Below are 24,503 nucleotides of genomic sequence, written 5' to 3'. Positions count from 1 at the left end.
GGTGAGTACCGCCGTCGCCAGGAGAGCCGCCTCGGACGATCTCCGGCAGACCTCGGCTCCTTTGCTCACCCGAGCCGACCGAACCGACGGGCGAGCCGCGAACGCGATCCGCGGCAAGCACAGACGATCAAGTGCCTTCGCGGCCGTTACGCGTGAACCGTGGGGGTGTTCTCCGTCGCGGGCCACGGCGCGACCCGGCGCGGTTTGACGGCAACGATCGTGGTCAGGTGATCTCTGGCTTGGCGGGTCGCACACGGTCCCGAGACGGTTAAGGGTGCGTTTCTGGATTGTTACCGGCCACAACAAACTTTACCTCTGGAAGGTCTGGCGCTCCAGGCCAACGGCGGAATACGTTGCCGCAAACAACATTCAACGGAATGGTGAGCCGAGACCCGGCACAGCCGTACCCGCGAATTCGGCATGCCGCCCGTCCGTACCCCCCGTCTTTCGAAGAGAAGAAAGGACCCGTGCACCATGCGCAAGGGGATCCTCAGCCTTACCGCCGCCGCCGCGGCGATGACCCTCGGCCTCACCGCTTGCGGGAGCGACAGCCCCGACACCAGCGCCGCCCCTGCGGAGAGCACGGCGCCCGCCGCCGAGGGAAAGGTCGGCGTCATCCTTCCTGACAGCAAGTCCTCCGCCCGCTGGGAGACCGCGGACCGCAAGTACCTGGAGGAGGCCTTCAAGGCCGCGGGTGTCGCCTACGACATCCAGAACGCCCAGGGCGACAAGAACCAGTTCCAGACCATCGCCGACCAGATGATCACCAACGGGGCCACGGTCCTGATGATCGTCAACCTTGACAGCGGCACCGGCAAGGCCGTGCTCGACAAGGCCAAGGCGCAGGGCGTGGCCACGATCGACTACGACCGCCTCACCCTCAACGGCGGCGCCCAGTACTACGTCAGCTTCGACAACACCAAGGTCGGCACCCTGCAGGGTGAGGGCCTGGTGAAGTGCCTGACCGACAAGAAGGCCGAGAAGCCGATCGTCGCCGAGCTCAACGGCTCGCCGACCGACAACAACGCCACGCTGTTCAAGAACGGCTACGACGGCGTGCTCAAGCCCAAGTACGACTCGGGTGACTACGTCAAGGGTCCCGACCAGTCGGTCCCCGACTGGGACAACGCCCAGGCGGGCACGATCTTCGAGCAGATGCTCACCGAGCAGCCGAAGATCGCCGGCGTCCTCGCCGCCAACGACGGTCTCGGCAACGCCGCCATCTCGGTACTCAAGAAGAACAACCTGAACGGCAAGGTCCCGGTCACCGGCCAGGACGCCACCGTGCAGGGCCTGCAGAACATCCTCGCCGGTGACCAGTGCATGACGGTCTACAAGGCGATCAAGAAGGAGGCCGACGCGGCGGCCGAGCTCGCCATCGGCCTGGCGAAGGGTGAGAAGCCCGCGGCGACCGGCTCGGTCAAGGACACCGAGAGCGGCGCCGACGTGCCCGCCGTCCTCCTCGACCCGCAGCCGATCTTCTTCGACAGCGTCAAGGACGTCGTCGCCGACGGCTTCGTGACCAAGGACGAGCTGTGCACCGGCGACTTCGCCGCCAAGTGCACCGAGGCCGGAATCCAGTAGGGCATGGAGGGTGCGGCCGGTCGTCCTCCGGCCGGCCGCACCTTCGCGCTCGACCGCGGCACCCCCCCACCCTGTGACACCGAAAAGACGCGGCATGCGAAGCGTCTCCCGGCGACGGCGACAGGGCGGGGCGCCGCTCGCAGGCGCCCGACCCGCGCGAACTTCGCCGCGCGAAATGAACACAGGGAGCACAACCCCATGACCCCCGCACTGGAACTCCGCGGGATCGACAAGAGTTTCGGTCCCGTACAGGTCCTGCACGACGTCTCCCTCTCCGCGTACGCCGGAGAGGTGACCGCGCTGGTCGGCGACAACGGCGCAGGAAAGTCCACTCTCGTCAAGTGCGTCGGCGGCATCCACCCGATCGACTCCGGTGAGTACTTCTTCGACGGCAAGCCGATCCAGATCGGCAGCCCGCGTGACGCGGCCGAACTGGGCATCGAGATCGTCTACCAGGACCTCGCGCTCTGCGACAACCTCGACATCGTCCAGAACATGTTCCTCGGCCGCGAGCACAAGCGCGGCATCGTCCTCGACGAGGACACGATGGAGGAGATGGCGGCCAAGACCCTGGAGAGCCTGTCGGTCAGGACCGTCAAGTCCATCCGCCAGCTCGTCGCCAGCCTGTCCGGCGGCCAGCGTCAGACGGTGGCGATCGCCAAGGCCGTGCTGTGGAACAGCAAGGTCGTCATCCTCGACGAGCCGACCGCCGCCCTCGGTGTCGCCCAGACGGCGCAGGTGCTGGAACTGGTCCGGCGCCTGGCCGACCAGGGCCTGGCCGTCGTGCTCATCTCCCACAACATGAACGACGTCTTCGCCGTGTCCGACCGGATCGCCACCCTCTACCTCGGCCGGATGGCGGCCCAGGTCAAGACCTCGGACGTGACTCACGCGCAGGTCGTCGAACTGATCACCTCTGGCCGCAGCGGGGACCTCGGCCTCACCAACGGAGTCACCGTATGACCGCCACGATCTCGCAGAAGACCGTACACGAGGCACCCTCGATCAGAAGCAACGTCCGCGGCTACGCCGAAAGGGTGCGCGGGGGCGACATGGGCGCGCTGCCCGCGGTGTTCGGCCTCGTGGTGCTCTGCACGGTCTTCGCCATCCTGCGCCCCGCCTTCCTGACCGCGGGAAACTTCGCCAACCTGTTCACCCAGGGTGCCGCGGTCACCGTGATCGCCATGGGCCTGGTGTTCGTGCTGCTCCTCGGTGAGATCGACCTGTCGGCGGGCTTCGCCAGCGGGGTCTGCGCCGCGGTGCTCGCGATCATGCTCAGTAGCCAGGGGCTGCCCTGGTACGTGGCGGTGGGCGCGGCGATCCTCACCGGTGTGGTGATCGGCACCACGATCGGCTCCATCGTCGCGAAACTCGGCATCCCGTCGTTCGTGGTGACGCTCGCGGCCTTCCTCGCCTTCCAGGGACTGGTCCTGCTGCTTGTCAAGGGCGGCACCATCATCGCCATCCGCGACGAGACCATCCTCTCGATCGCGAACAAGAACCTGCCGCCCACGCTGGGCTGGATCCTGCTGGCCGTGGGCGTCGCCGCCTACGCCGGACTCCAACTGGTGCGCTCCCAGAAGCGTGCCGCCCGAGGGTTGACCTCCGACCCGATCTCGCTGATCGCGGTGAGGGTCGGCGCCCTCGCGCTGCTCGGCGGTCTCGCCGTCTACTTCCTCAACATCGAGCGCAGCCGCAACGTCGCCGTCGTCTCCCTGGCGGGCATGCCGCTCGTGGTCCCCATCATCGTGGTCCTGCTGCTGGTCCTGACGTTCGTGCTCCGCCGCACGGCGTACGGCCGGCATCTGTACGCGGTCGGCGGTAACGCCGAGGCCGCGCGCCGGGCGGGTATCAACGTCGACCGGATGAAGATCAGCGCCTTCATGATCTGTTCCTCCATGGCCGCGGTCGGCGGCGTCATCGCCGCCTCGCGGGCCAGTTCCGTCGACCCCAACACCGGCGGCAGCAACGTGCTGCTCTACGCTGTCGGCGCCGCCGTCATCGGCGGCACCAGCCTGTTCGGCGGCAAGGGCCGGGTGCTGGACGCCATCCTCGGCGGTGCCGTGGTCGCGGTCATCGAGAACGGTATGGGCCTGATGGGCTACAGCTCCGGTGTGAAGTTCATGGTGACCGGTTCGGTCCTGTTGCTCGCCGCCGTGGTGGACGCCCTGTCCCGCAAGCGGGCGGCCGCCACCGGCCTAAGGTGACCAGCGACTCCGATTAACCGAAGGAACACCACGCCATGCGGGCAGGTCCCTCCCAAGAGGAGATCAGGCGTCACAACCTTGGGGCCCTGCTCCGGCACGTCCATCTGAGCGGGCCCACCTCGCGTGCGGAACTCACCAACCGGATGGGTCTCAACCGCAGCACCATCATGGCCCTCACCGCCGATCTGACCGCCGCCGGGCTGGTCAGGGAGGAGCTCCCCAGGGAGACGGGCAGGGCGGGACGTCCGTCCCTGGTGGTCCGCCCCGAGTCGGCGCGGGTCTACGTGTTCGCCTTCGACGTGGGCGTCGACCGGCTGGTCGCCGCCCGCGTCGGTCTGGGCGGCACCATCCTCGACCGCCGCGAGACGGTACGGCGACGCGGGGACTTCTCCCTTGAGGAGATCGTCGCTCCGCTCGCCGCCTTCGCCCGGCAGATGCACCGCAGGACACGGCCGGACACGGTGTGCGTCGGGGTGGCGGCGGCGTTCTCCGGGGGAGTGGGCCGCGGCGACGGGGTCGTCAGGTTCGGCCCCAACATGGTCGCCGTGGACGACGTGCCGTTCGCCGACGAGATGGCCCGCCGGCTCGCCCTCGGCCTGCCGGTCACCGTCGGCAACGACGCCAACCTCGCCGCCCTCGCCGAACAGACCCGAGGCGTCGGTGTCGGCTGCCGCGACCTCGTCTACCTTCACGGTGACGTCGGAATCGGCGGGGGAGTGATCGTCAACGGTCAGCTGCTCGGCGGTCACCTGGGTTTCGGCGGCGAGGTCGGACACATGATCGTCAACCCCGACAAGGGCCGTCTCTGCGGGTGCGGCTCGCACGGGTGCCTGGAGGCGGAGGTCGGAGAGCGTGCCTTTCTGGAGGCCGCCGGCCGCTTCGGCTCCCAGGTCGGCAGGGACGCCGTCCGCGCCGCGGTCGACGCCGCCGACCGCGGAGACGTCGTCGCGCAGGCGGCGCTGAGCCGCGTCGGCGACTGGCTCGGCCTGGGCGTCTCCAACCTCGTCAACCTGTTCAACCCCGACATGGTCGTCTTCGGGGGCACGCTCAGGGAGATCTACCTCGGCTCCGCCGCACAGGTCCGCAGCCGCCTCGCCCTCGACGCCCTGCCTCCGTGCCGTGAGCAGCTGCGCCTGCGCACCTCGGCCCTCGGCGATGACGCCACTCTCGTCGGCGCCGCCGAACTGGCCTTCTCCCAGGTCCTCGCCGACCCCCTCGAAGTCCTCGCCCGCACCGGCTCCTGACCCCGCGCGGTTTCCCCTCTTCGATCGAACGTCACCACCTACGAGTGGGACACCTCGGCAACCGGACCCGCGCCGGAACCGGGATCTTCGCCTACGACGGCCTCGGACAAGAAGACCGCCAATACCGTCAAGAAGGCCGCCAAGAAGGCGAAGCCCAAGTGCAAGAGGCTCGCGCATCTCCCGCTCGCGGGCCGGCATGGCGAGAGCCTGCGCGGCCCGGGGATCCCGCGTTTCGCACCCGGAGGAAAGAAGCGCCCCCGTGGAGGTACTCCTTCTGTCGATCATGACGAAATGACGGTGAAACCCCTGGTGATTCCGCCATTCCGCCATGATCGACGCGAGATCGGCCGACGGACCCTTTGCGCGGAGGACTAGCTGGTCAGGCGGTGGAGCAGGGGGTGCCGTTGAGGGTGAAGGCGGTGGGTCTGTCGTTGGCGGTGCCGGTCAGGCTCGACAGGAAGCCGAACTCGGCGCTGCCGCCGCCCGCGGCGAGGGTGCCGTTCCAGGAGGTGTTGGTGACGGTGACGGCCGCGCCGTTCTGGGCGTGGGTGCCGTTCCAGGACTGGGTGATCCGCTGGCCTCCTGCGAAGGTCCAGCCGACCTTCCAGCCACTGACCGGGGTGGTGCCCAGGTTGGTGATCTTCACACCGCCCTGGAAGCCGCCCTGCCACTGGTTGACGACGGTGTAGGTGACACTGCAGGAGGCCGAGGGGGTCGGGGTGATCGTGGGAGTCGCGGTTGGGGTCGGGGTGGGCGTGGGGTCGGGGTCGGTGCCGCCCGGCGGGATGACGACGGTGGTGATGGAGTTGGCCGGGAAGGTACCGGTGAAGCCGTCCGCGCCCACGGGCTGGTCGGCGGCCCGCTGGATGGCCGTCAGGTCGGCGGCGCTGTAACGGTAGACCTGGGCGGTCGATGAGCCGGTGCGGCCGGCGATCGCGACGTCGCTGGTCAGCTCCTCGCCGGTCTTGTTGACCACGACGAGGGTGAGCGCCTCGTCGGAAGCGCGCTCGGCGGCGTAGACGGCCAGCTTGTCCTGGTCGGCACTGGCCGCCCTGACCGAGGTCTCTCCGAACGCGCCGCCCTCGCCGTCGTAGTTGCGGTACATCCGGAAGGCGTGCGCCACCGGTTCGGTGGGCTCGGGCGCCGTCCACAGCGTGGCCAGATCGAGACGCTCGCGGCCGAAGATGCCCAGGATGTCGGCCTGGGCCAGCGCGCCGTTGATGTGGCCGTAGGCGCCCCAGCTGTACTCGGTTATGGCGACCTTGGTGCCCGGGTAGTGCTGGTCGGTCAGCTCGCGCATCCGGGGGATCATCCGCACCGGCTGGTTGATCCAGCTCTCGTCGACGTAGGCCGGGTCCCACAGCTGCCGGGTGGAGCGCAGCCGGCGCTCCTGGGTGGCGGCGTCACCGGCGTCCTGGTTGTGCACGCCGGCCTGCTGCGGGTAGATGTGGATGTCGAAGTAGTCGAGGATGCGCGTGCCGTGCTCCTGCTCGTAGGCCCTCATCTGCTGCAGGTACCACGGGCCCAGCTGGACGCCGCCATGTGCCGCCCGGTCGGGTGGGTTGTTCCAGCAGCCCGTCCTGCTGCAGGTGTCCTGGTCGAGGCCGGAGTAGAAGATCGAGTTCAGGCCCCAGCCGACGGGGCCGAGGGTCTTGGCGCCCGGATCGGCCTCCTTGATCGCGGCGGCGTACTCGTAGGTGCGGTCGCGCAGCTCGTCGTAGCCCAGTCCCGTGGGGCGCACGTCCCGGTGGGTGGAGTGCCACAGGTCGGGCTCGTTGTCGAGGTTGTAGTACTTCACCCCGCCGGTGGTGGCGGAGCCGTACCTGCCCTTGAGGTGGGCGATCCAGTCCTTGACGTACTGCGGGCCGACCTCGACGCTGGTGTCCTTCGGGTCGTTTCCGGTGATCAGCGTGCCGTCGGGCTTCTTGCCGTCGCCGCAGTCGGTGGCCCACGGGTCGACGGACTGCTGTTCGCCGTACTTGGCGACGCTGAACCCGCACGCCTTGGCCCGTTCCTTGGCCACCCAGCCTGATAGTGGCACGGTGAGGATGGTCTGGGTGCCGGTCGCCTTGTTCCGTTCGACGAACCTGTCCGTATCCGAGCCGTCCGGCAGGTCGCCGGGGCTGGGGTTGTCGTTGGGGATGTTCTCGAAGTACCAGTCCGAGGCCCGGTTGGTGGTGTCGTTGCGGAAGTTGTAGCGGGTTGTGGCGTTGCCGCCCCAGCGGTGGACCGGCAGCCGCAGGTCGCGGGCGAGCGACTCGTCGGCAAAGTTCATGCCGTAGATATCGGGGCTGATCGCGTGCTGGTCGGTCAGGTCGACGCTTAAGGCCGGGCCCGTGACGGCGGCGCCGGCGAGGCCGGTGAGGTGGCCCAGGCCGAGGCCCGCGACCAGCACCCCGGCCGTGGCCGACAGCAGCGCTTTTCTGTGGCGCACGTTGGTTCCCTCCGGTGAGTGTGGGAGCTCATGCGCGCCCCCACACACCATGGGAGCGCTCCGCGCAGCTTTGGGTCCGGGGTCCGAGGTGTCAAGCAAGCGCTTTCCGGGGCGGGGAAACGCCAGGACGGTACTGAAACTTTCGGTCTCATCCGAACTGCCGGGAAACCGTCACCGGGCCCCGTGAGGGCCTCGGCGCGCCCTCGCGGGGGAGTCGCCGCCCGGTGTCACGGGGAAACCGGGCGCGCTCCGCGAAGGAACCGCCAGGGCGAAGGAGCCGACAGAGCACAGGAACCGGGAGCCTCGTATCAGCATGTGTCGTGATTCTTCCGACTTGTCTCGATGTCAGGAACTACTGTCGCGGGCATGGTTGAACACGATGTCCTCGATGCCACCCGTGAGGCCTACGATGCCGCCGCCCCCCTGTACGCGCAGTTGTTCCGCGAGGAACTGCGTGACAGGCCCATGGATCGCGCGATCTTGGGTGCCTTCGCCGAGGTCGTGAGCGCGGGTGGCGACGGTCGGGTCGCGGACCTGGGGTGCGGACCCGGCCATATCACCGCTTATCTGGATGAACTTGGGCTGACGGTGTCCGGCGTCGACGCGTCTCCCGCGATGATCGAACTGGCTCGGCAGGCCTATCCGGGTCTGCGGTTCGAGATGGGCTCGATGGCCGCGCTGGACATCGCCGACGGCGTGCTGGGCGGCGTACTATCGCGGTGGTCCGTCATCCACACCCCACCGCGAGAGCTTCCCGTCATCTTGGCGGAGTTTCACCGCGTACTGGCACCCGGAGGTCACCTGCTGATCGGCTTTTCGGCGAGCGATGATCCGTCTCACCCGACACAGGTCTTCGACCACGCGGTCGCACCGGCGTACCGGTGGTGGCCGGATCACCTCGCCGCGATGCTGCGCGAGTCCGGGCTCGCCGAGGTGGGCCGGATGGTGCGTCAGCCTCAGCCCACCGACCGACGGCAATTCCAGGAGATCCACCTGCTCGCCCGCAAAGGGTAGGGCGCCGGTCGTGTAATCCGATGTGGGCAAGGAAGTCGGGCCGCCGACACCCGGGGCCACGGGTGCCGGCGGCGGTGCGGGTCCTGTCCGGTGCGGAGTTCGTTCACTTCCGTGCGGAGTTCGGTCATCTCCGCCCGGAGGCTGTCCTGGCCGGTGCGGAGCTCGTCCAGTTCCGTGCGGAAACCCGTGAGTTCTGTACGGAAGCCCGTCATCTCCGTGCGGAAACCGGTCATCTCCGTCCAGAGTTCCGTGGTCACGGTTCGCAGGTCTTTCAGGACATCCAGGATCCCTGCGTTGATCACCTTGCTCTCCTGGCTCTGCGCGCGGAGCGCGGCGACGTCTGTCTCCAGGACGCGCAAGTGGATGTCGGGCGTGTCCAACTTGTCTTTCTCCTTGCCCTTGTACCAGCGGGGGGACCGGCCCTGGCTCCGTGGCGTGGAGGGCGCTCACGGGGAGAGGTGTTCAGGCGGCGTCGCCAGACTACTGAATGTCATGGTTTCGTCGCCGCTCGTGTTCGCGTTCTGCGGTTGTCTCGCGTCGGCCGGTGGCGGGGGTGGGTTTCGCACCCCGGGAGGATGTGGCTTGCACCGGGTGGAAAAGAACGACCACCCGTCGCGTGTTCGCGGGAACGGCGGCGGGTGGTCGCGAGAAGAAGGGGAGGGGTCAGGCGACCTTGGACCTGGGGGCGGAGAAGGTGTTGCAGGAGCCGGGGGTCTCCTGATCGAAACCGCGGGTCACCCAGTAGGCGACGTTCTTGGCGGTCCCGTGGGTGGCCGTGCTGTAGGCGGCGCTGAGGACGTACTTGAAGTCCGACTCCTCACGGTTCAGGGAGTGCCAGATGCTGCCGATGAAGGCGCCGCTCAGGCACTCGGCCTGGAGTTCGATCTTGCGCAGCTCGCGCAGCACCGCCTTCTCGTTCTTGTAGTCCCGGGAGGCGAAGGCCGTCATGATCCCGGAGAGCTGCTGGACGTGGTGGCCGTACTCGTGGGCCAGGGGCTGCAGCAGGAACAGCTCGGTCGCCTGGGAGAGGATCTCCTTGTTGAGGTAGAAGGTGATCTTCTTGTTCACCGGGCAGTAGACCGCCTGGGCGTCCTTGGGGAACTTGCCGCAGCCGGTCGGGACGCCGATGCGCGAGGTGACCGCGAACCTGGGCTTGGAGAAGGGCAGTCTCACCTTGGCGAACTGGTACTCCCAGCCCTCGTTGAGGCAGTCCAGGGCGAAGTCGAGATAGATCTCCGCGCTCTCCCGGTCGTCGTTGTAGACCGGCTGCTCAGGGCAGGCATCCGGTTCGAGCTTGCCCGTCTTGTAGATCGGGTTGGCGGTCAGGGCGGCCTTGCCCGTGGGCACGGGCGCGAGCCGCCCGCCGCTGATCTCCGCGCCCGCCGTACCGGCGAGCAGCGTGCTCACGAGCACGCCGGAGAGCAGTGCGATAAGGGGGATGCGCATGATTCCCAACCCTAGGGAAGGTTCAAGAGGGGGTAAAGCCGATATGCGGCCACGCTTGGAAAGCGTGGCCGCATATCGCGGGGTTCGTGCCGAGGATCAGAGGTGTGGGAGGCGCTGAAGATCAGGTGGTGCGGGGTGTGCCGGGGTCAGGCGACGCGGCCGGTCGGGGCCGACCAGGTGTTGCAGGCGGAAGGAGAGCCCGCGTTGAAGCCGCGCTCCATCCAGTAGGCCTGGCTGCGGCCCTTGCCGTGGTCGTTCTTGGGCCAGTTCTTGTGCCCGTTGGCGCTGACCCAGCTGACCATCGCGTCCCAGTGCGCCGGATCGACCGGCAGGTCGTCGGCGGCCTGACGCAGGAAGGCGGAGCCGAGGCAGTCGGCCTGCAGTTCGAGGCGGCGGGAGAAGGCGAGCTTGGTGGACGAGGAGGCCCGCCAGATGCTGCTGCTGTAGTAGTTGATGATCCCCGCGAGGTGTTGCACGTGGTGGCCGTACTCGTGGGCGATGAACTGGGCGTGGTTGGGCACGAAGGGGTTCTTCAGGACCTCACGCGTGACACCGATGTAGATGGTGCGGTTGCTGGAGCAGTACATCCCTCCGGCGCTGCTGGGCCACCGACCACAGGGGGTGGTCACCTTGGTGGTGGAGGAGAAACGCAGGTTGGGGTGGGAGAACGACAGGTTGGTCTTCCTGAACTGGGTCTTCCAGGCCCGGTTCAGACAGCGAACCGTCTTGGTGACGAAGGTCCGGTAGGAGGCCGCGCTCCCCGCGCGGATCTGTCCGGCCTGGCAGCGCATCGTGGGCAGGGTGCCGGTGCGGTAAAGAGGGCTCGCCGTCGCGGCGGCCCGGCCGCGCGGAGGCGCCTGCCTCCCCGCGGAGGTGGCCGTGCCCAGTGCCGTCTCGGCGGTCGGCGCGACCTGCTGCGAGGTCAAGGTCGCGGTGGCCGACGAGGCGGAGGCGCCGGCTGTATCCAGGGTCATCACCAGGGCAAACGTCAACGAGACGGCAACAAGCGATGATAGTTGCCTAAAGGGGAGAGTTTTCATGGTGAGGCAAAGGTTATTGCAACTGTGGATAAAACGTGCAGAATCGCCGCTCCTGGGGGGTGCGTCCCCCATCGCAACTAGACTCGTCGTGACGTTGACTGGACAGAGGGGATGATTCCGTGAGCGAGCGGACCGGGCAGCCTGGAAATCTTCTGGAGTCGGTCAAGGGGCCAGGGGACCTCAAGCGCCTGGCGGCGGACGAGCTACCGGTCCTCGCCGCCGAGATCAGGGACCTCCTGATCGCCTCCACCGCCCGCAGCGGCGGCCACCTCGGTCCCAACCTCGGCGTCGTCGAGCTGACGATCGCGATGCACCGGGTCTTCGACTCGCCGCACGACCGCATCCTGTGGGACACCGGTCACCAGGCGTACGTCCACAAGATGCTCACCGGCCGGGCAGGGCAGTTCGACACGCTTCGCCAGGAGGGCGGCCTGTCGGGTTACCCGAGCCAGGCCGAGTCCGAGCACGACATCATCGAGAACTCCCACGCCTCGACCGCGCTGTCGTACGCCGACGGCCTGGCCAAGGCGTACCGGCTGCGTGGCGAGGTCGACCGCACGGTCGTCGCGGTGATCGGGGACGGGGCGCTCACCGGCGGCATGGCCTGGGAGGCGCTCAACAACATCGCGGCGCGCAAGGACCTGCCGCTGATCATCGTGGTCAACGACAACGGCCGCTCCTACTCGCCGACCATCGGCGGACTCGCCTCGCACCTGGCCTCCCTGCGCACCGACCAGCGCTACGAGGACGTGCTCGAGTTCGTCAAGGGCAACCTGACGAGGGTCCCCGTGGTCGGCGCCCCCGTCTACGACGCCCTGCACGGCGTCAAGAAGGGTCTCAAGGACGTCCTCGCCCCGCAGGTCATGTTCGAGGACCTCGGCCTGAAGTACATCGGCCTCGTCGACGGCCACGACGAGCAGGCCGTGGAGTCCGCACTGCGCAGGGCCCGCGACTTCCGCCGCCCGGTCATCGTGCACGTGCTCACCAAGAAGGGCTTCGGCTACTCCCCGGCGGAGAACCACGACGAGGACTGCTTCCACTCGCCGGGTGTCTTCGACCCGCTCACCGGTGAGGAGAAGCCGAAGCCGCACGGCTGGACCAACGTCTTCGGCCAGGAGATGGTGCGCCTGGGCGCCGAGCGGCGCGACATCGTGGCGATCACCGCCGCGATGCTCGGCCCCACCGGCCTCATCCCGTTCTCCGAGGCCTACCCCGACCGTCTCTACGACGTCGGTATCGCCGAGCAGCACGCCCTGACCAGCGCCGCCGGTCTGGCGCTCGGCGGTCTGCACCCGGTGGTGGCCGTCTACGCCACCTTCCTCAACCGGGCCTTCGACCAGCTCCTGATGGACGTCGCCCTGCATCGGCTCCCGGTCACGGTCGTGCTCGACCGGGCGGGCGTCACCGGCGACGACGGCGCCAGCCACAACGGCATGTGGGACCTGTCGATCCTGCAGGTCGTCCCGGGCCTGTCGGTCGCCGTCCCCCGCGACGAGCCCCGCCTGCGCGAGCTGCTGGCCGAGGCCGTGGAGATCGACGACGGCCCGAGCGTTGTGCGCTACCCCAAGGGGGCGGTGGCCACCGAGACCGAGGCGGTCGGACGCCTCGGCGAGATGGACGTGCTGCGCGCGGGCGACCCCGACGTGCTGCTCGTGTCCGTGGGGCCGATGGCCGAGCTGTGCCTGGAGGCCGCCGACCTCCTCGACGCCCAGGGCATCTCCGCCACGGTGGTCGACCCGCGCTGGGTCAAGCCGTTGGACGAGGCCCTGGTGCCGGCCGCCCGCGCTCACAAGCTGGTCGTGGTGGTCGAGGACAACGGCCGGGTCGGCGCGGTCGGCGACGCGGTCGCCCGCATGCTGCGCGACGCCGACGTGGACGTCCCGGTCCGCACGTACGGCATCCCGCAGCGCTTCCTCGACCACGCCAAGCGCCCGAAGATCCTCAGCGAGATCGGCCTGACCTCGCAGGACATCGCCCGTCAGATCACCGAGGCGATCGCGAAGCGCTCCGCGGACCTGGAGAACCACCCGAGCCGCTGAATCGCGTCCCTTCCGTCCGCGCGGTACCCCCGACCGCGCGGCCCCTTTCGTTCGCGCGGGCCCGGGTAGCCCGCGCCGATCCGGGTCAACCGGGGATCCTCTCGCTCGCGTCGCCGGAGCCGGCCGTGTGACCCGAGCCGTCGGCGTCACCCGCGCCCGCCGCCTCGCGCGTCGGGCGGGTACGGTGGTTGATCACGACGAGGCTTGCGACCACGACCGCCACGCACACGAGGATCGGCACCAGCAGGTGCCGGTTCTGCTGCAGGGCCTCACCCGCGAGGGAGCCCAGCCACAGGTAGACGGTCACCCAGGCCGCGCCGCCCGCGAGGGTCCAGCGGATGAAGCGCACGTACGGCACGCTCAGGGCCCCGGCGACGATCGGGGTGAGCGAGCCGGCCACAGGCAGGAAGGGGGCGGCCGCCAGGGCCGGGCCGTTGCCGGCGCCGGTGCCCGTGGCCAGCCGCTCGGACCGCGACCAGCGCCGCTCGCCGATTCTGCGTCCGACGCCGCTCAGGCGCAGCCGCGATCCGTACCGGCGGCCGACGAGCCAGCCGCCGGTGGCGTACAGGGCGTACCCGGCGCACCCGGCGACCGCCACCGCCGCGATCTCCCACGGACCCGCCAGCGCCGCCCCCGCCACGAGGACCGCCGCGACCCCGGGTATCAGCGAGCCCGCCACCGCCAGCACCGCGAGGAGTATCGAGCCGACCAGGTACGGAGACGACGACTGCAGCATGTCCAGGAGCATGTCCCCAGAATCGCGGTCGGGAGCGGCGGACGGCATCGGGGGCCTTCCCCTAGACAACCCCGACTTTCAAACAACTTTAAGTTCGCCGTTCGGCCGCCGATCCAATGGGCATGTGACCTGCGACACAGAACCGGCGGTCGAGGAGGGGCCATGGGGGTCTTGCGCGTCAAGTCGGTGGAGCAGTCGATCTCGGACACCGAGGCGCCGGAACACCGGTTGCGCAAGGATCTCAGCGCGCTGGACCTCACCGTCTTCGGCATCGGCGTCGTCATCGGCACCGGCATCTTCGTACTCACCGGCCGGGTCGCCAGGGAGATGGCAGGGCCCGCGGTGGCCCTGTCCTTCGTGGTCGCGGGCATCGTCTGCGCGCTGGCGGCCCTCTGCTACGCCGAGTTCGCCTCCACCGTCCCGGTGGCCGGGTCCGCCTACACCTTCGCGTTCGCCACCCTCGGTGAGTTCCCCGCCTGGATCATCGGCTGGGACCTCACGCTGGAGATGATGCTCGGCGCCGCGGTCGTCGCGGTCGGCTGGTCGGGATACCTCACCTCGCTGCTGGCGTCCCTGGGGATAACACTGCCGGAGACGATCGCGGGGGAGGGGGCGGCGTTCAACCTGCCCGCCGCGCTGATCGTGCTGGTTCTCACCGCGATCCTGGTCGTCGGGATCAAGCTGTCGTCCCGGTTAAACCTGATCATCGTCACGATCAAGCTCGCGGTGATCCTGCTGGTCGTCGTGGCGGGGTTGTTCTTCGTCAGGGGCGCCAACTACTCGCCGTTCGTCCCGCCGTCGAAGTCGACCCCGGCCGTGGAGGGCCTGTCCGCGCCGCTGATCCAGGTGCTGTTCGGGATCAGCCCGGTGGCGTACGGGGTGCTGGGCATCTTCAGCGCCGCGGCCATCGTGTTCTTCGCCTACATCGGCTTCGACGTGGTCGCCACCGCGGCGGAGGAGACGCGCAACCCGCAGCGGGACCTGCCCATCGGCATCCTGTCCTCGCTCGCCATCTGCACGGCGCTGTACGTCGTGGTCTCCCTGGTCGTCGTCGGAATGCAGCCCTACGGCCAACTCAGCGAGGCGGCGCCGCTCGCCGACGCGTTCAAGGCGGTCGGCCAGACGTGGGCCGCGTCGCTGATCAGCGTCGGCGCGCTGGCCGGCCTCACGACGGTCGTGATGATCCTCATGATGGGCATGTCGCGGGTGATGTTCGCCATGTGCCGCGACCACCTGCTGCCGGGCGGGCTGGCCAAGGTGCACCCCAAATATCGGACCCCGTACGTCATCACCATCATGATGGGTGTCGTCGTCGCGGCCCTGGCCGGGCTGGTGCCGCTGTCCACCATCGCCGAGTTGGTCAACATCGGCACGCTCTTCGCGTTCGTGGTGGTCTCGATCGCAGTGGTCATCCTCCGCCGCACCCGTCCCGACCTGCCGCGTTCCTTCCGCACCCCGCTGGTTCCGGTGGTTCCCGTCCTGTCGGTGCTCGCCTGCGTCTACCTGATGCTCAACCTCCCCGTGGAGACCTGGCTCAGGTTCGTGGCGTGGATGCTGCTCGGGATCCTGCTCTACTTCGGGTACGGCTACCGGCACAGCAGGCTGTCGGAGCGCTCGCGGTGACCTCCCTCTCTCGGCCCCTTCCGTTCCCGAAGGAAGGGGCCGAGAGAGGGAGACGTCAGGCGGGGACCGAGGCGACGCCCGGCGGCAGGAAGCGCGGTTCGGCGATGCCCGTCCGGTCCAAATACGGGGTGACGCCGCCCAGGTGGAACGGCCAGCCCGCGCCGAGGATCATGCACAGGTCGATGTCCTGGGGAGCAGAGACCACGTCCTCCTGGAGCATGAGACGGATCTCCTCGGCCAGCGCCCGCAGCGCCCGCAGCCGCACCTCCTCCGCCGTCGACGGGGAGGTGCCGCCACCGAAGAGGGCGACCGCCTCGGGGTCCAGCGAGAAGTCCGGCGCGTAGACGCCGGGCTTGCCCGCCGCGACGAGCCGGGCGAGGTTCTCCGACACCCCGTAACGGGCGGGGAAGGCCTCGTGCATCGTCTCGGCGACGTGCAGCGCCACGGCGGGGCCGACGAGTTGCAGCAGCGCGAACGGGGTCATCGGCAGGCCCAGCCCGTCCAGCGCGTGGTCGGCGACCTCAAGCGGGGTGCCCTCGTCGACGGCGCCGATGACCTCGCCCATGAAGCGCGTCAGCAGGCGGTTGACCACGAACGCGGGCGCGTCCTTGACCAGCACGGACGACTTCTTCAGCGACCGGCCGACGGAGAAGGCCGTGGCGAGCGTCGCGTCGTCGGTCTTCGCTCCCCGTACGATCTCCAGCAGCGGCATCACCGCGACCGGGTTGAAGAAGTGGAAGCCCACGACACGCTCCGGGTGACGCAGCCCCGAGGCCATCTCGGTCAGCGACAGCGAGGAGGTGTTCGTGGCGAGCACGCACTCGGCGGAGACGACCTCCTCCACCTCGGCGAACACCTTCCGCTTGACCTCCATGTCCTCGAAGACCGCCTCGATGACGAAGTCGGCGTCGGCGAAGGCGTCCTTGGTCAGCGAGCCGGTCACCAGGGCCTTGAGCCGGTTGGCCTGGTCGGCGGAGACGCGCCCCTTGCCGAGCAGCTTGTCCACCTCGGCGTGGACGTATCCCACGCCCTTGTCGAGGCGGTTCTGGTCGAGGTCGGTCAGCACGACCGGGACCTCCAGGCGGCGCGCGAACAGCAGCGCCATCTGCGAGGCCATCAGGCCCGCGCCGACGACACCGACCTTGGTCACCTTGCGGGCCAGCGCCTTGTCGGGGGCGCCCGCGGGCTTCTTGGCCCGTCGCTGGACCAGGTCGAAGGAGTACAGGCCGGCGCGAAGCTCGTCGCCCATGAGGAGGTCGGCCAGAGCCTCGTCCTCGGCGGCGAACCCCTCGTCGCGCGACGCGGTGCGGGCCAGCTCGACCAGCTCCAGCGCCCGGTAGGGGGCCGGGGAGGCGCCGTGCAGCCTCATGTCGAGCAGGAAGCGCGCGTCGGCGACCGTCTTGGCCCAGTCGTCCCCGGTGTGGTCGGTACGGGAGACCGTCACCTCGCCGCGCAGCACCTGGGCGGCCCATCGCAGCGACTCCTCCAGGAAGTCGGCGGGCTCGAACATCGCGTCGGCGACGCCGAGCGTGAACGCCTCCCCGCCCTTGATCATGCGGTTCTGCGCGAGCGGGTTCTCGACGATCAGCTTGACGGCCGCGGCCGGGCCGATCAGCCGGGGCAGCAGCTGGGTGCCGCCCCAGCCGGGGACCAGGCCGAGGAAGCACTCGGGCAGCGCCACCGCGGCCACGCCCGAGGAGATGGTCCGGTAGGTGCAGTGCAGCGCGACCTCCAGGCCGCCGCCCATGGCCGCGCCGTTGACGAACGCGAACGAGGGCACGTCCAGCTCGCCGAGGCGGCGGAACACGTCGTGCCCCAGCCTGCCGATCCGCAGCGCCTGCTCCCGCTCGGAGACCAGCGCGGCGCCCTTGAGGTCGGCGCCGACGGCGAAGACGAACGGCTTGCCGACGACACCCACGGCCGCCAGGTCGCCGCGCCCGGCGACCGCGTCCAGGGCCTCGCCCAGCGAGGTCAGCCCGGCGGGGCCGAACGTCGAAGGCTTGGTGTGGTCGAAGCCGTTGTCCAGCGTGATCAGTGCCATGGTGCCCGCCCCGTAGGGCAGTTCCACGTCGCGCACGGCCGCCCGGGTGACGACCTCGTCGGCGAAGAGCTCCGTGATGTCCGTCTTGCTGTCCGTCACTTCTCGCCCTCCCAGCCGAGGTTCTCCCAGATGACCGTTCCGCCCATGCCCAGGCCCACGCACATCGTGGTCACGCCGTAGCGGACGTCGGGGCGCTCCCCGAACTCGCGGGCGAGCTGCGTCATCAGACGCACCCCGGAGGAGGCGAGCGGGTGGCCGAAGGCGATGGCGCCGCCGTAGGGGTTCACCCGGGGGTCGTCGTCGGCGATGCCGAAGTGCTCGAGGAACGCCAGCACCTGCACGGCGAACGCCTCGTTGATCTCGAACAGTCCCATGTCGGAGATGGAGAGCCCGGCCAGCCGCAGGGCCCGCTCGGTGGACGGGATCGGCCCGACGCCCATCACCTCCGGGTCCACGCCCGCGAAGGCGTACGAGACGAGGCGCATCTTCGGCGCGAGGCCGAGCTCCTCCGCGACGTCGGCGGCGGCCATGACGCAGCCGGTGGCGCCGTCGTTGATGCCGGAGGCGTTGCCCGCGGTGACCCGGCCGTGCGGGCGGAACGGGGTCTTCAGTCCGGCGAGGCCCTCCAGCGTGGTACCGGGGCGGGGAGCCTCGTCGGCCGTGGCCAGCCCCCAGCCCTTCTCGGCGGACCTGGTCGCCATCGGGACCAGGTCCTCGGAGATCCTGCCGTCGGCGTACGCCTTGGCGACCTTTTCCTGGGAGGCGAGGGCGAAGGCGTCCGCGCGGTCCTTGGTAATGGAGGGGTAGCGGTCGTGGAGGTTCTCCGCGGTCATGCCCATGACGAGGGCGGATTCGTTCACGAGCCGTTCGGCCAGGAAGCGGGGGTTGGGATCGACGCCCTCGCCCATGGGGTGGCGGCCCATGTGCTCGACGCCACCGGCGATGGCGACGTCGTAGGCGCCGAAGGCGATGCCGCCGGCGACCGAGGTCACCGCGGTCATCGCGCCCGCGCACATACGGTCGATCGAGTAGCCGGGCACGGTCTTGGGCAGCCCGGCCAGGATCGCGGCGGAGCGGCCGAGGGTGAGGCCCTGGTCGCCGATCTGCGTGGTGGCCGCGATGGCCACCTCGTCGACGCGCTCGGGAGGCAGATTCGGGTTTCGCCGGATCAGCTCGCGGATGACGCGGATCACCAGGTCGTCGGCGCGTGTCTCGGCGTACAGGCCCTTGGGGCCCGACCTGCCGAATGGTGTGCGCACACCGTCGACGAATACGACGTCACGAGACGAAGGCACGGATTCGCTCCTCGTTGCTGGATGGCTTCCCCACCATGCTACTCGTCAGTAACAAGGTTTGGTGCGGCCGGGCGGGTGGGAGGTGGGTAAGTTGTCCCCAGGAGTGTGCGGGCTCACGCCCCACCTCGCGGGCCCGTGTCCGGGGTGCGGGGCGGGGATAACTCTGACAGACTTTGGAAAACGCTTTCCAGGAGGTTGTCGGTGGTCACGCTTGAGGATGTCGCCCGGCACGCGGGCGTCTCGCTCGCCACGGCGTCGCGGGTGCTCAACGGCAGCACCCGGCAGGTGGGCGCACCCCTGCGGGCCAAGGTGGAGCTGGCCGCCGCCGAGCTGGGATACCGCACCAACGTGGCCGCGCAGACCCTCGCCAGGGGCGCGAGCAACGTGATCGGCCTGGTCGTCCACGACCTCACCGACCCCTACTTCGCCGCGATCGCCGACGGGGCGATGCGGGTCGCCGAGAGCCAGGGGCTCATGGTCATGATCGGCACCACCCACCGCGATCCCGAGCGGGAGATCGCCTACGTCTCGACGCTCAACGCCCAGCGGGTCCGTGCCGTGCTGCTCGTCGGCTCCCGGGTCACCGACCCGCGGACGACCCAGAGGCTCCGGGCGGAGCTCGACCGCTACCGGGAGTCCGGGGGCCGGGTCGCCTGCGTGGGTCAGGACCTGCTCGGCGTCGACACGGTGGTGCCGGACAACCGCCGGGGCGCCGCCGAGCTGGCCCGCGCTCTCGCCGGGCTGGGACACAGGAACTTCGCGATACTCGCCGGGCCCGACTGGCTGATCGCGCCCAGGGACAGGGTGGAGGGCTTCACCGGCGCGCTGGAGGAGCTCGGCCTGCCCGCGCCGCGCGTCCTGCACGGCACCTTCGACCGGGAGGGCGGCTACGCGGCGGCCACCCGGACCTCCGGGGTCACGTGCGTCTTCGCCGTCAACGACGTGATGGCGGTGGGCGCCCTCGCCTCCTTCAGAGACCGGGGCGTCCGGGTGCCCGAGGACATGTCCGTGGCCGGGTTCGACGACATCTCCACCCTGCGCGACCTGGTTCCCTCGCTGTCCACGGTGCGGCTGCCGCTCGCCGACATGGGCGCCCGTGCGCTGGAGCTCGCCCTCGGCCCGTCCGAGGAGGTCAGGGCCGAGGCCGTGGTCGGCGAGGTGATCCTCCGGGAGAGCAGCCGCGGCCTGGGATGACATGACAGACGGCCGGGGTCTGGGATGACACGACAGGCGGCCACGGCCAGGGGTGACACGACAGGCGGCCCGGACACCCCTGGGGTGGTCCGGGCCGATCGTGTGTCACAGGGGAACGCGGTAAAGAGGGGACGCCGGGGAGGAGGGTCAGCGCATGCCGGGAACGGGGTTTCCCTGCTCGTTGATCGGCGGGACCATGATCTGCCCGCGCAGCCAGCGGATCGTCCTGATGACCCCGTCACCGTATCCGGGAGAGTGCTGGCGCCCCCGGCCGAGCTGCCGGGACACGTCCTCGGCCGCGCTCTCCTCCATGCCGAGGTTGAGGCCGGTCGGTCCGTGCATGGGGCGAGGCGTGTTGCGGACCGGGGACTTCCTGCGGGTGCCGAGCACCCATTCGCACACGGCGGCGGTGCCCGCGCACCACTCCTTCTCCCACTCGCCCGCAGCGTTGGGCCGGCCCTGGCGGGCCAGCTCGGCGACGGCGGCGATCTCGGCCTCGGTGCGCAGGATCACCCCGCGCCCGCCGACCAGGTGCCCCCAGCCCTCCGAGGAGCGGCGGCCGGGGATGGGCAGGCCGTCCTTGGCGCCGATCAACCAGTTCAGGGTGCTGATCACCCCGTCGGCCGGCAGGACCCGGCCCTCGCGCGGAACTCGCTCGGCGGCGTCGATCTCGGCGCGCGCCTCGGCGAGGGTGGGCGGGGATCCCGAGGAGGGACGACCGCTGATCGGCGCCTGCTCCCGCTTTCCCAGTGCCCAGAGAATCGCCTCTCCCTGGCCTGAGGGGGCGGAGTCGGGGTTGGCGGTCTCCCACTCCCTGATCGCCTCCAGTACGGCCATCACGTGTTCCGGCGGCCGCTGTATGGCGGGGCGGGCTTCGCTTTCTGCGGTCGTCATACCCCTACCGTACGAGTACCTGACACGTCACTCCAACGTGAAGCGGTAATCCGGGCTCGGCGAATACGTTTTCCTCCCACTGGAACGGTCCTACGCACGGAAACATCATGGCGGGAGAGCACCCGTCATCCCTCGACGAACTCGGAGAAGGCGGCCTTCACCCTGGACAGGATCTCGTCAGGGTCGGCCGCCCACACCTCGGCGTTGAAGATCTCGACCTCGACGTCCCCCGTGTAGCCCGCCTCGGCCACCGCCCGGGTCATCGGGGCGAAGTCGATGACGCCCTCGCCCATGATCCCCCGACCGAGCAGCACGTCGGCCGGGAGCGGCGACAGGAAGTCGCACACCTGGTAGCTCGCGATCCGGTCCGAGGCCCTCGCGATCTGCTCAAGCACCCGCGGGTCCCACCACACGTGGAAGGTGTCGACGACGACGCCCACCTGTTCCGAGGGGTGCGCCTCGGCGAGGTCGAGTGCCTGGGCGAGGGTGGACAGCACGGCCCGGTCGGCGCAGTACATCGGGTGCAGCGGTTCGAGGGCGAGCCTCACCCCGCGTTCGCCCGCGTACGGTGCCAGCACGGCCAGTGCCTCGGCGACCCGCTCCCGCGCCGCGGGCAGGTCACGGGAGATCGTGCCGAGCGGCTCGCCGGGCACCACGCCGGGCAGGCCGCCGACCACCATGACCAGGCAGGCGGCGTTCAGCGCCGCTGCCTCGTCGATCGCCCTGCGGTTGTCGTCCAGGGCCTTCTGCCCGCCCGAGGTGAGGAAACCGCCCCGGCACAGCGACGACACCCGCAGCCCGGCGTCCGCGACGAGCTTCACGGCCTCCTCCAGACCCGCCGCGGCGACGTCCTGCCGCCACAGGCCGATGGCCTCGACACCGTGCCGCACGCACCCGTCGACGGCTTCGGCCACCGACCACCGTTTCGTGGTCCACTGGTTCAGCGAGAGACGGCTCGTTCGCGCGATCACAGGCCGTTCACCGCCAGCAGGGAGCGCATCCGGGAGACCGCCAGCTCGGGATCGGCCAGCAGCCCGGCCCGGTCGGCCAGCCGGAACACCTCGGCCAGGTGGGGCAGGGATCTGGCCGCCTGAGCGCCGTTGACCATGCTGAAGGCGTCCTGGTGGCCGTTGAGCCACGCCATGAAGACGATGCCCGTCTTGTAGTTGTACGTCGGCGCCTCGAAGATCTTCCGCGAGAGCGGGACCGTGGGCTCCATGATCTCGTCGTATCGTCGCAGGTCGCCCGCGTCGAGTGCCTCCAGAGCCGCGGCGGCGGCGGGGGCGATCGCGTCGAAGATCCCCAGCAGCGCGTGGCTGCCCGACGCGATCAGCGAGGGGTAGTTGAAGTCGTCGCCGGTGTAGAGCCGTACGCCCTCGGGCAGTGCCGCGCGCAACTCGATCTCGTGCTCGGCGTCCAGCAGCGAGACCTTGACCCCGTCCACCTTCGCAGCGTGGTCGCGGATCAGGGAGAGGAACGACGCGGTCGCCTCGGCCACGTCGCGCGAGCCCCAGTAGCCCGCCAGGTTCGGGTCGAACATCTCGCCCAGCCAGTGCAGGATCACCGGGCGGTCGACCCCGGAGAGCAGCTCGCCGTAGACCCGGTGGTAGTCCTCAGGACCCCGCGCGAGCGCGGCCAGCCGACGACTCGCCATCACGATGACCCCGGCGCCCGCGTCCCGCACGGTCTCGATCTGCTCGGTGTAGGCCGCCACGATCTCGTCCAGGGTCCGGGCGTGCGGGGCCTGGTCGGTGCCCGCGCCGCAGGCCACCAGTTCCGCCGGGTCGCCGAAGGCCTTCGCCTCGGTGGCGCTGCGCCGGATCAGCTCGCGGGTGGCCGTCCAGTCGAGCCCCATGTTGCGCTGGGCGGTGTCCATGGCGTCGGCGACGCGCAGCCCGTACGACCACAGATGGTGGCGAAAACGCAGGGTGGCGTCCCAGTCGACGGCGGCGGGGGAGCCCGGGGTGTTGTCGCCGAGGGGATCGGCGACCACGTGAGCGGCGGCGTAGACGACGCGGCTCACGGCGGGGCCCGCGGGTCTGGTCCAGGTGACCGGCTCGCGCAGGGTGTGCTCCCCGCCGGGCAGCGCGATCCTCGGTGCGGCCATCATGGCTCCACCGGCAGGCGGCGGCCCTCCGCGGAGGAGCGCAGGCCCAGCTCGGCGAGGCGGACGCCGCGCGCTCCCGAGGCGAAGTCGTAGGGGAAGGGCGCGTCCTCGGCCACGTGGCGGACGAACCGCTCCCACTGGATCTTGAAGCCGTTGTCGAACTCCGTGTTGTCCGGCACCTCCTGCCAGCCGTCCCTGAAACGGGCGGTGGCGGGCAGGTCGGGGTTCCACACCGGCTTGGGAGTGGCGGCGCGGTGCTGGATCCGGCAGTCGCGCAGGCCGGCGACGGCGCTGCCGTGCGTGCCGTCGACCTGGAACTCCACCAGTTCTTCGCGGTTCACCCTCACGTTCCAGGAGGAGTTGATCTGCGCGATGATCCCGCCCTCCAGCTCGAACACCCCGTAGGCGGCGTCGTCGGCGGTGGCCCGATAGGTCTCGCCCCGCTCGTCCACCCGCTCGGGGATGTGGGTGACCGCCTGGGCGTAGACCGAGGTGACCCGGCCGAACAGGTTCTCCAGCACGTAGGCCCAGTGCGGGAACATGTCGAGGACGATGCCGCCGCCGTCCTCGGAGCGGTAGTTCCACGACGGGCGCTGCGCCTCCTGCCAGTCGCCCTCGAACACCCAGTAGCCGAATTCGCCGCGCACCGACAGGATCCTGCCGAAGAAGCCGCCGTCGATCAGGCGCCTTAGCTTGAGCAGGCCCGGAAGGAAGAGCTTGTCCTGCACGACGCCGTTCTTCACGCCCCTGGCGGTCGCGGCCTCGGCGAGCGCCAGCGCGTCCTCGTACGTCTCGGCGGTCGGCTTCTCCGCGTAGACGTGCTTGCCCGCCTCGATCGCCGCGAGCACGGCCTTCACGCGGGCCTGGGTGACCTGGGCGTCGAAATAGATCAGGTTGGCGTCGTCGCCGAGGGCGGCGTCGAGGTCGGTGGTCCAGGACTCGATGCCGTGCTCCTCGGCCAGCCTCTGTAACTTCTCGGCGTTGCGGCCCACCAGCACCGGTCTGAGCAGGACCCTCTCGCCGCCCGACAGGGTCACGCCGCCCTGCTCGTTGATCGCCAGGACAGAGCGGACCAGGTGCTGGCGGTAGCCCATGCGGCCTGTGACGCCGTTCATCACCACACCGATGCTTTGCGGGGACATCTTTCTCCGACCTCTGAGGAAAGCGCTTTCCTTTCCACCGTACGACAGCCGTCCCACCTGCGGCAAGCGCCGGGAGACGTCCGGATGGGCGGGATGTCGGCCCGTGCTCCTCGGGGCTACGGAGCGGGAACGCCGGCCGGGGCCGGGGTGAGCTCGTCGAGGTGGTCCTGAGGTCCGGATCGGAGGGTTCCCGGCGTTTCCCGGAGATATTCCGGCGTTCACGAGATCTTTACAGCGCGTTCGCGAGAAAAGGCGGGTGAAAGAGAGCCTCGCGTTTTCCGCGTTCCACGTCATCGCAGATGAAACGCGTCCGAGCGTGCATCAGGGCAGTATCCGACCAAGCGCGTCCTGACTCGTCGTCAAAGCATGACATTTCCGTATTTGTCATGAGTTGAGACGTTCCGTCTGTCCTCCTCTCGCCGTGCCCAGGCCCCCCGACTGGCCGAGATGGAGCGACAGAAGG

General features: G+C 69.6%; 18 protein-coding genes. 8 read left to right on the top strand and 10 right to left on the bottom strand.

The window, feature by feature from the left end; translation table 11 throughout:
* Positions 1-474 precede the first annotated feature (474 nt).
* The 4 genes from ABZ664_RS15150 (at position 475) to ABZ664_RS15135 (ending at position 5,035) form a co-directional block, all read left to right on the top strand.
* The gene (locus tag ABZ664_RS15150; protein ID WP_362508801.1) at positions 475-1,584 is read left to right on the top strand and encodes a substrate-binding domain-containing protein; all 1,110 of its coding nucleotides are present in this window, start codon (positions 475-477) and stop codon (positions 1,582-1,584) included.
* A gap of 198 nt (positions 1,585-1,782) precedes the next feature.
* Entirely contained in the window at positions 1,783-2,547 is a 765-nt protein-coding gene (locus ABZ664_RS15145) for an ATP-binding cassette domain-containing protein (RefSeq protein ID WP_350946676.1), read from the top strand.
* On the top strand, positions 2,544-3,791 hold the full coding sequence (locus ABZ664_RS15140; RefSeq protein ID WP_362508798.1) for an ABC transporter permease: 1,248 nt from the start codon (positions 2,544-2,546) through the stop codon (positions 3,789-3,791). The genes ABZ664_RS15145 and ABZ664_RS15140 overlap by 4 nt, the downstream gene beginning before the upstream one ends.
* A 35-nt stretch (positions 3,792-3,826) precedes the next feature.
* The gene (locus tag ABZ664_RS15135) at positions 3,827-5,035 is read left to right on the top strand and encodes an ROK family transcriptional regulator (protein WP_362508795.1); all 1,209 of its coding nucleotides are present in this window, start codon (positions 3,827-3,829) and stop codon (positions 5,033-5,035) included.
* 379 nt (positions 5,036-5,414) lie between these two features.
* On the opposite strand, the gene ABZ664_RS15130 is transcribed toward ABZ664_RS15135, so the two are convergent.
* On the bottom strand, positions 5,415-7,469 hold the full coding sequence (locus tag ABZ664_RS15130) for a glycoside hydrolase family 44 protein (protein ID WP_362508792.1): 2,055 nt from the start codon (positions 7,467-7,469) through the stop codon (positions 5,415-5,417).
* Positions 7,470-7,835: 366 nt separating this feature from the next.
* Here ABZ664_RS15130 and ABZ664_RS15125 point away from each other — a divergent pair, with 366 nt between their 5' ends.
* On the top strand, positions 7,836-8,483 hold the full coding sequence (locus ABZ664_RS15125; protein WP_362508789.1) for a methyltransferase domain-containing protein: 648 nt from the start codon (positions 7,836-7,838) through the stop codon (positions 8,481-8,483).
* A gap of 663 nt (positions 8,484-9,146) precedes the next feature.
* On the opposite strand, the gene ABZ664_RS15120 is transcribed toward ABZ664_RS15125, so the two are convergent.
* Both ABZ664_RS15120 and ABZ664_RS15115 read right to left on the bottom strand, forming a co-directional pair.
* Positions 9,147-9,929 carry a neutral zinc metallopeptidase gene (locus ABZ664_RS15120; protein ID WP_362508786.1) on the bottom strand — a complete coding sequence of 261 codons (783 nt, stop codon included), beginning with the start codon at positions 9,927-9,929 and terminating at the stop codon, positions 9,147-9,149.
* A gap of 146 nt (positions 9,930-10,075) precedes the next feature.
* The gene (locus ABZ664_RS15115) at positions 10,076-10,903 is read right to left on the bottom strand and encodes a neutral zinc metallopeptidase (RefSeq protein ID WP_362508783.1); all 828 of its coding nucleotides are present in this window, start codon (positions 10,901-10,903) and stop codon (positions 10,076-10,078) included.
* Between the two features lie 185 nt (positions 10,904-11,088).
* On the opposite strand from ABZ664_RS15115, the gene dxs reads away from it, so the two are divergent.
* Positions 11,089-13,008 (top strand): 1-deoxy-D-xylulose-5-phosphate synthase, encoded by a 1,920-nt coding sequence (gene dxs / locus ABZ664_RS15110; RefSeq protein WP_362508780.1) that lies wholly within the window; start codon positions 11,089-11,091, stop codon positions 13,006-13,008.
* 85 nt (positions 13,009-13,093) lie between these two features.
* Here dxs and ABZ664_RS15105 read toward each other — a convergent pair whose 3' ends face one another.
* Positions 13,094-13,756, bottom strand: a complete 663-nt coding sequence (locus tag ABZ664_RS15105) for a VTT domain-containing protein (RefSeq protein WP_362508777.1) — start codon at positions 13,754-13,756, stop codon at positions 13,094-13,096.
* Between the two features lie 150 nt (positions 13,757-13,906).
* Here ABZ664_RS15105 and ABZ664_RS15100 point away from each other — a divergent pair, with 150 nt between their 5' ends.
* Positions 13,907-15,367, top strand: a complete 1,461-nt coding sequence (locus ABZ664_RS15100) for an amino acid permease (protein WP_362508774.1) — start codon at positions 13,907-13,909, stop codon at positions 15,365-15,367.
* Between the two features lie 55 nt (positions 15,368-15,422).
* Here the strand turns inward: ABZ664_RS15100 and ABZ664_RS15095 are convergent, their stop codons facing one another.
* Positions 15,423-17,507: a 3-hydroxyacyl-CoA dehydrogenase NAD-binding domain-containing protein gene (locus ABZ664_RS15095; RefSeq protein ID WP_362508772.1), complete on the bottom strand. Its 2,085-nt coding sequence runs from the start codon at positions 17,505-17,507 to the stop codon at positions 15,423-15,425.
* Positions 17,504-18,703, bottom strand: a complete 1,200-nt coding sequence (locus ABZ664_RS15090) for a thiolase family protein (RefSeq protein ID WP_362508769.1) — start codon at positions 18,701-18,703, stop codon at positions 17,504-17,506. Before ABZ664_RS15090 ends, ABZ664_RS15095 begins: the two co-directional genes overlap by 4 nt.
* Before the next feature lie 201 nt (positions 18,704-18,904).
* Between ABZ664_RS15090 and ABZ664_RS15085 the strand changes: the two genes are divergently transcribed.
* Positions 18,905-19,897, top strand: coding sequence for a LacI family DNA-binding transcriptional regulator (locus ABZ664_RS15085; protein WP_362508766.1), 993 nt, complete (start codon positions 18,905-18,907; stop codon positions 19,895-19,897).
* 147 nt (positions 19,898-20,044) lie between these two features.
* On the opposite strand, the gene ABZ664_RS15080 is transcribed toward ABZ664_RS15085, so the two are convergent.
* From ABZ664_RS15080 to ABZ664_RS15065, 4 genes are all read right to left on the bottom strand, one after another.
* A complete protein-coding gene (locus tag ABZ664_RS15080) occupies positions 20,045-20,791 on the bottom strand; it encodes a hypothetical protein (protein ID WP_362508763.1) in 747 nt (248 codons plus the stop codon).
* Positions 20,792-20,916: 125 nt separating this feature from the next.
* Positions 20,917-21,762, bottom strand: coding sequence for a sugar phosphate isomerase/epimerase (locus tag ABZ664_RS15075; RefSeq protein WP_362508760.1), 846 nt, complete (start codon positions 21,760-21,762; stop codon positions 20,917-20,919).
* Positions 21,759-22,898 (bottom strand): dihydrodipicolinate synthase family protein, encoded by a 1,140-nt coding sequence (locus ABZ664_RS15070; protein WP_362508757.1) that lies wholly within the window; start codon positions 22,896-22,898, stop codon positions 21,759-21,761. Before ABZ664_RS15070 ends, ABZ664_RS15075 begins: the two co-directional genes overlap by 4 nt.
* Positions 22,898-24,040: a Gfo/Idh/MocA family oxidoreductase gene (locus tag ABZ664_RS15065; RefSeq protein ID WP_362508754.1), complete on the bottom strand. Its 1,143-nt coding sequence runs from the start codon at positions 24,038-24,040 to the stop codon at positions 22,898-22,900. Before ABZ664_RS15065 ends, ABZ664_RS15070 begins: the two co-directional genes overlap by 1 nt.
* Positions 24,041-24,503 lie beyond the last annotated feature (463 nt).

This window comes from Streptosporangium sp. NPDC006930 (genome assembly GCF_040635605.1).
GTDB lineage: Bacteria > Actinomycetota > Actinomycetes > Streptosporangiales > Streptosporangiaceae > Streptosporangium.
Note: the sequence above shows the minus strand (reverse complement) of the source record. Positions and strands in the feature narration are given on the sequence as shown.

Coding starts and splice junctions, on each gene's coding strand:
- ABZ664_RS15100 (WP_362508774.1), top strand. CDS start 13,907: ATGGGGGTCTTGCGCGTCAAGTCGGTGGAGCAGTCGATCTCGGACACC.
- ABZ664_RS15135 (WP_362508795.1), top strand. CDS start 3,827: ATGCGGGCAGGTCCCTCCCAAGAGGAGATCAGGCGTCACAACCTTGGG.
- ABZ664_RS15115 (WP_362508783.1), bottom strand. CDS start 10,903: ATGACCCTGGATACAGCCGGCGCCTCCGCCTCGTCGGCCACCGCGACC.
- ABZ664_RS15070 (WP_362508757.1), bottom strand. CDS start 22,898: ATGGCCGCACCGAGGATCGCGCTGCCCGGCGGGGAGCACACCCTGCGC.
- ABZ664_RS15145 (WP_350946676.1), top strand. CDS start 1,783: ATGACCCCCGCACTGGAACTCCGCGGGATCGACAAGAGTTTCGGTCCC.
- ABZ664_RS15065 (WP_362508754.1), bottom strand. CDS start 24,040: ATGTCCCCGCAAAGCATCGGTGTGGTGATGAACGGCGTCACAGGCCGC.
- ABZ664_RS15140 (WP_362508798.1), top strand. CDS start 2,544: ATGACCGCCACGATCTCGCAGAAGACCGTACACGAGGCACCCTCGATC.
- ABZ664_RS15150 (WP_362508801.1), top strand. CDS start 475: ATGCGCAAGGGGATCCTCAGCCTTACCGCCGCCGCCGCGGCGATGACC.
- ABZ664_RS15080 (WP_362508763.1), bottom strand. CDS start 20,791: ATGACGACCGCAGAAAGCGAAGCCCGCCCCGCCATACAGCGGCCGCCG.
- ABZ664_RS15120 (WP_362508786.1), bottom strand. CDS start 9,929: ATGCGCATCCCCCTTATCGCACTGCTCTCCGGCGTGCTCGTGAGCACG.
- ABZ664_RS15125 (WP_362508789.1), top strand. CDS start 7,836: ATGGTTGAACACGATGTCCTCGATGCCACCCGTGAGGCCTACGATGCC.
- ABZ664_RS15105 (WP_362508777.1), bottom strand. CDS start 13,756: ATGCTCCTGGACATGCTGCAGTCGTCGTCTCCGTACCTGGTCGGCTCG.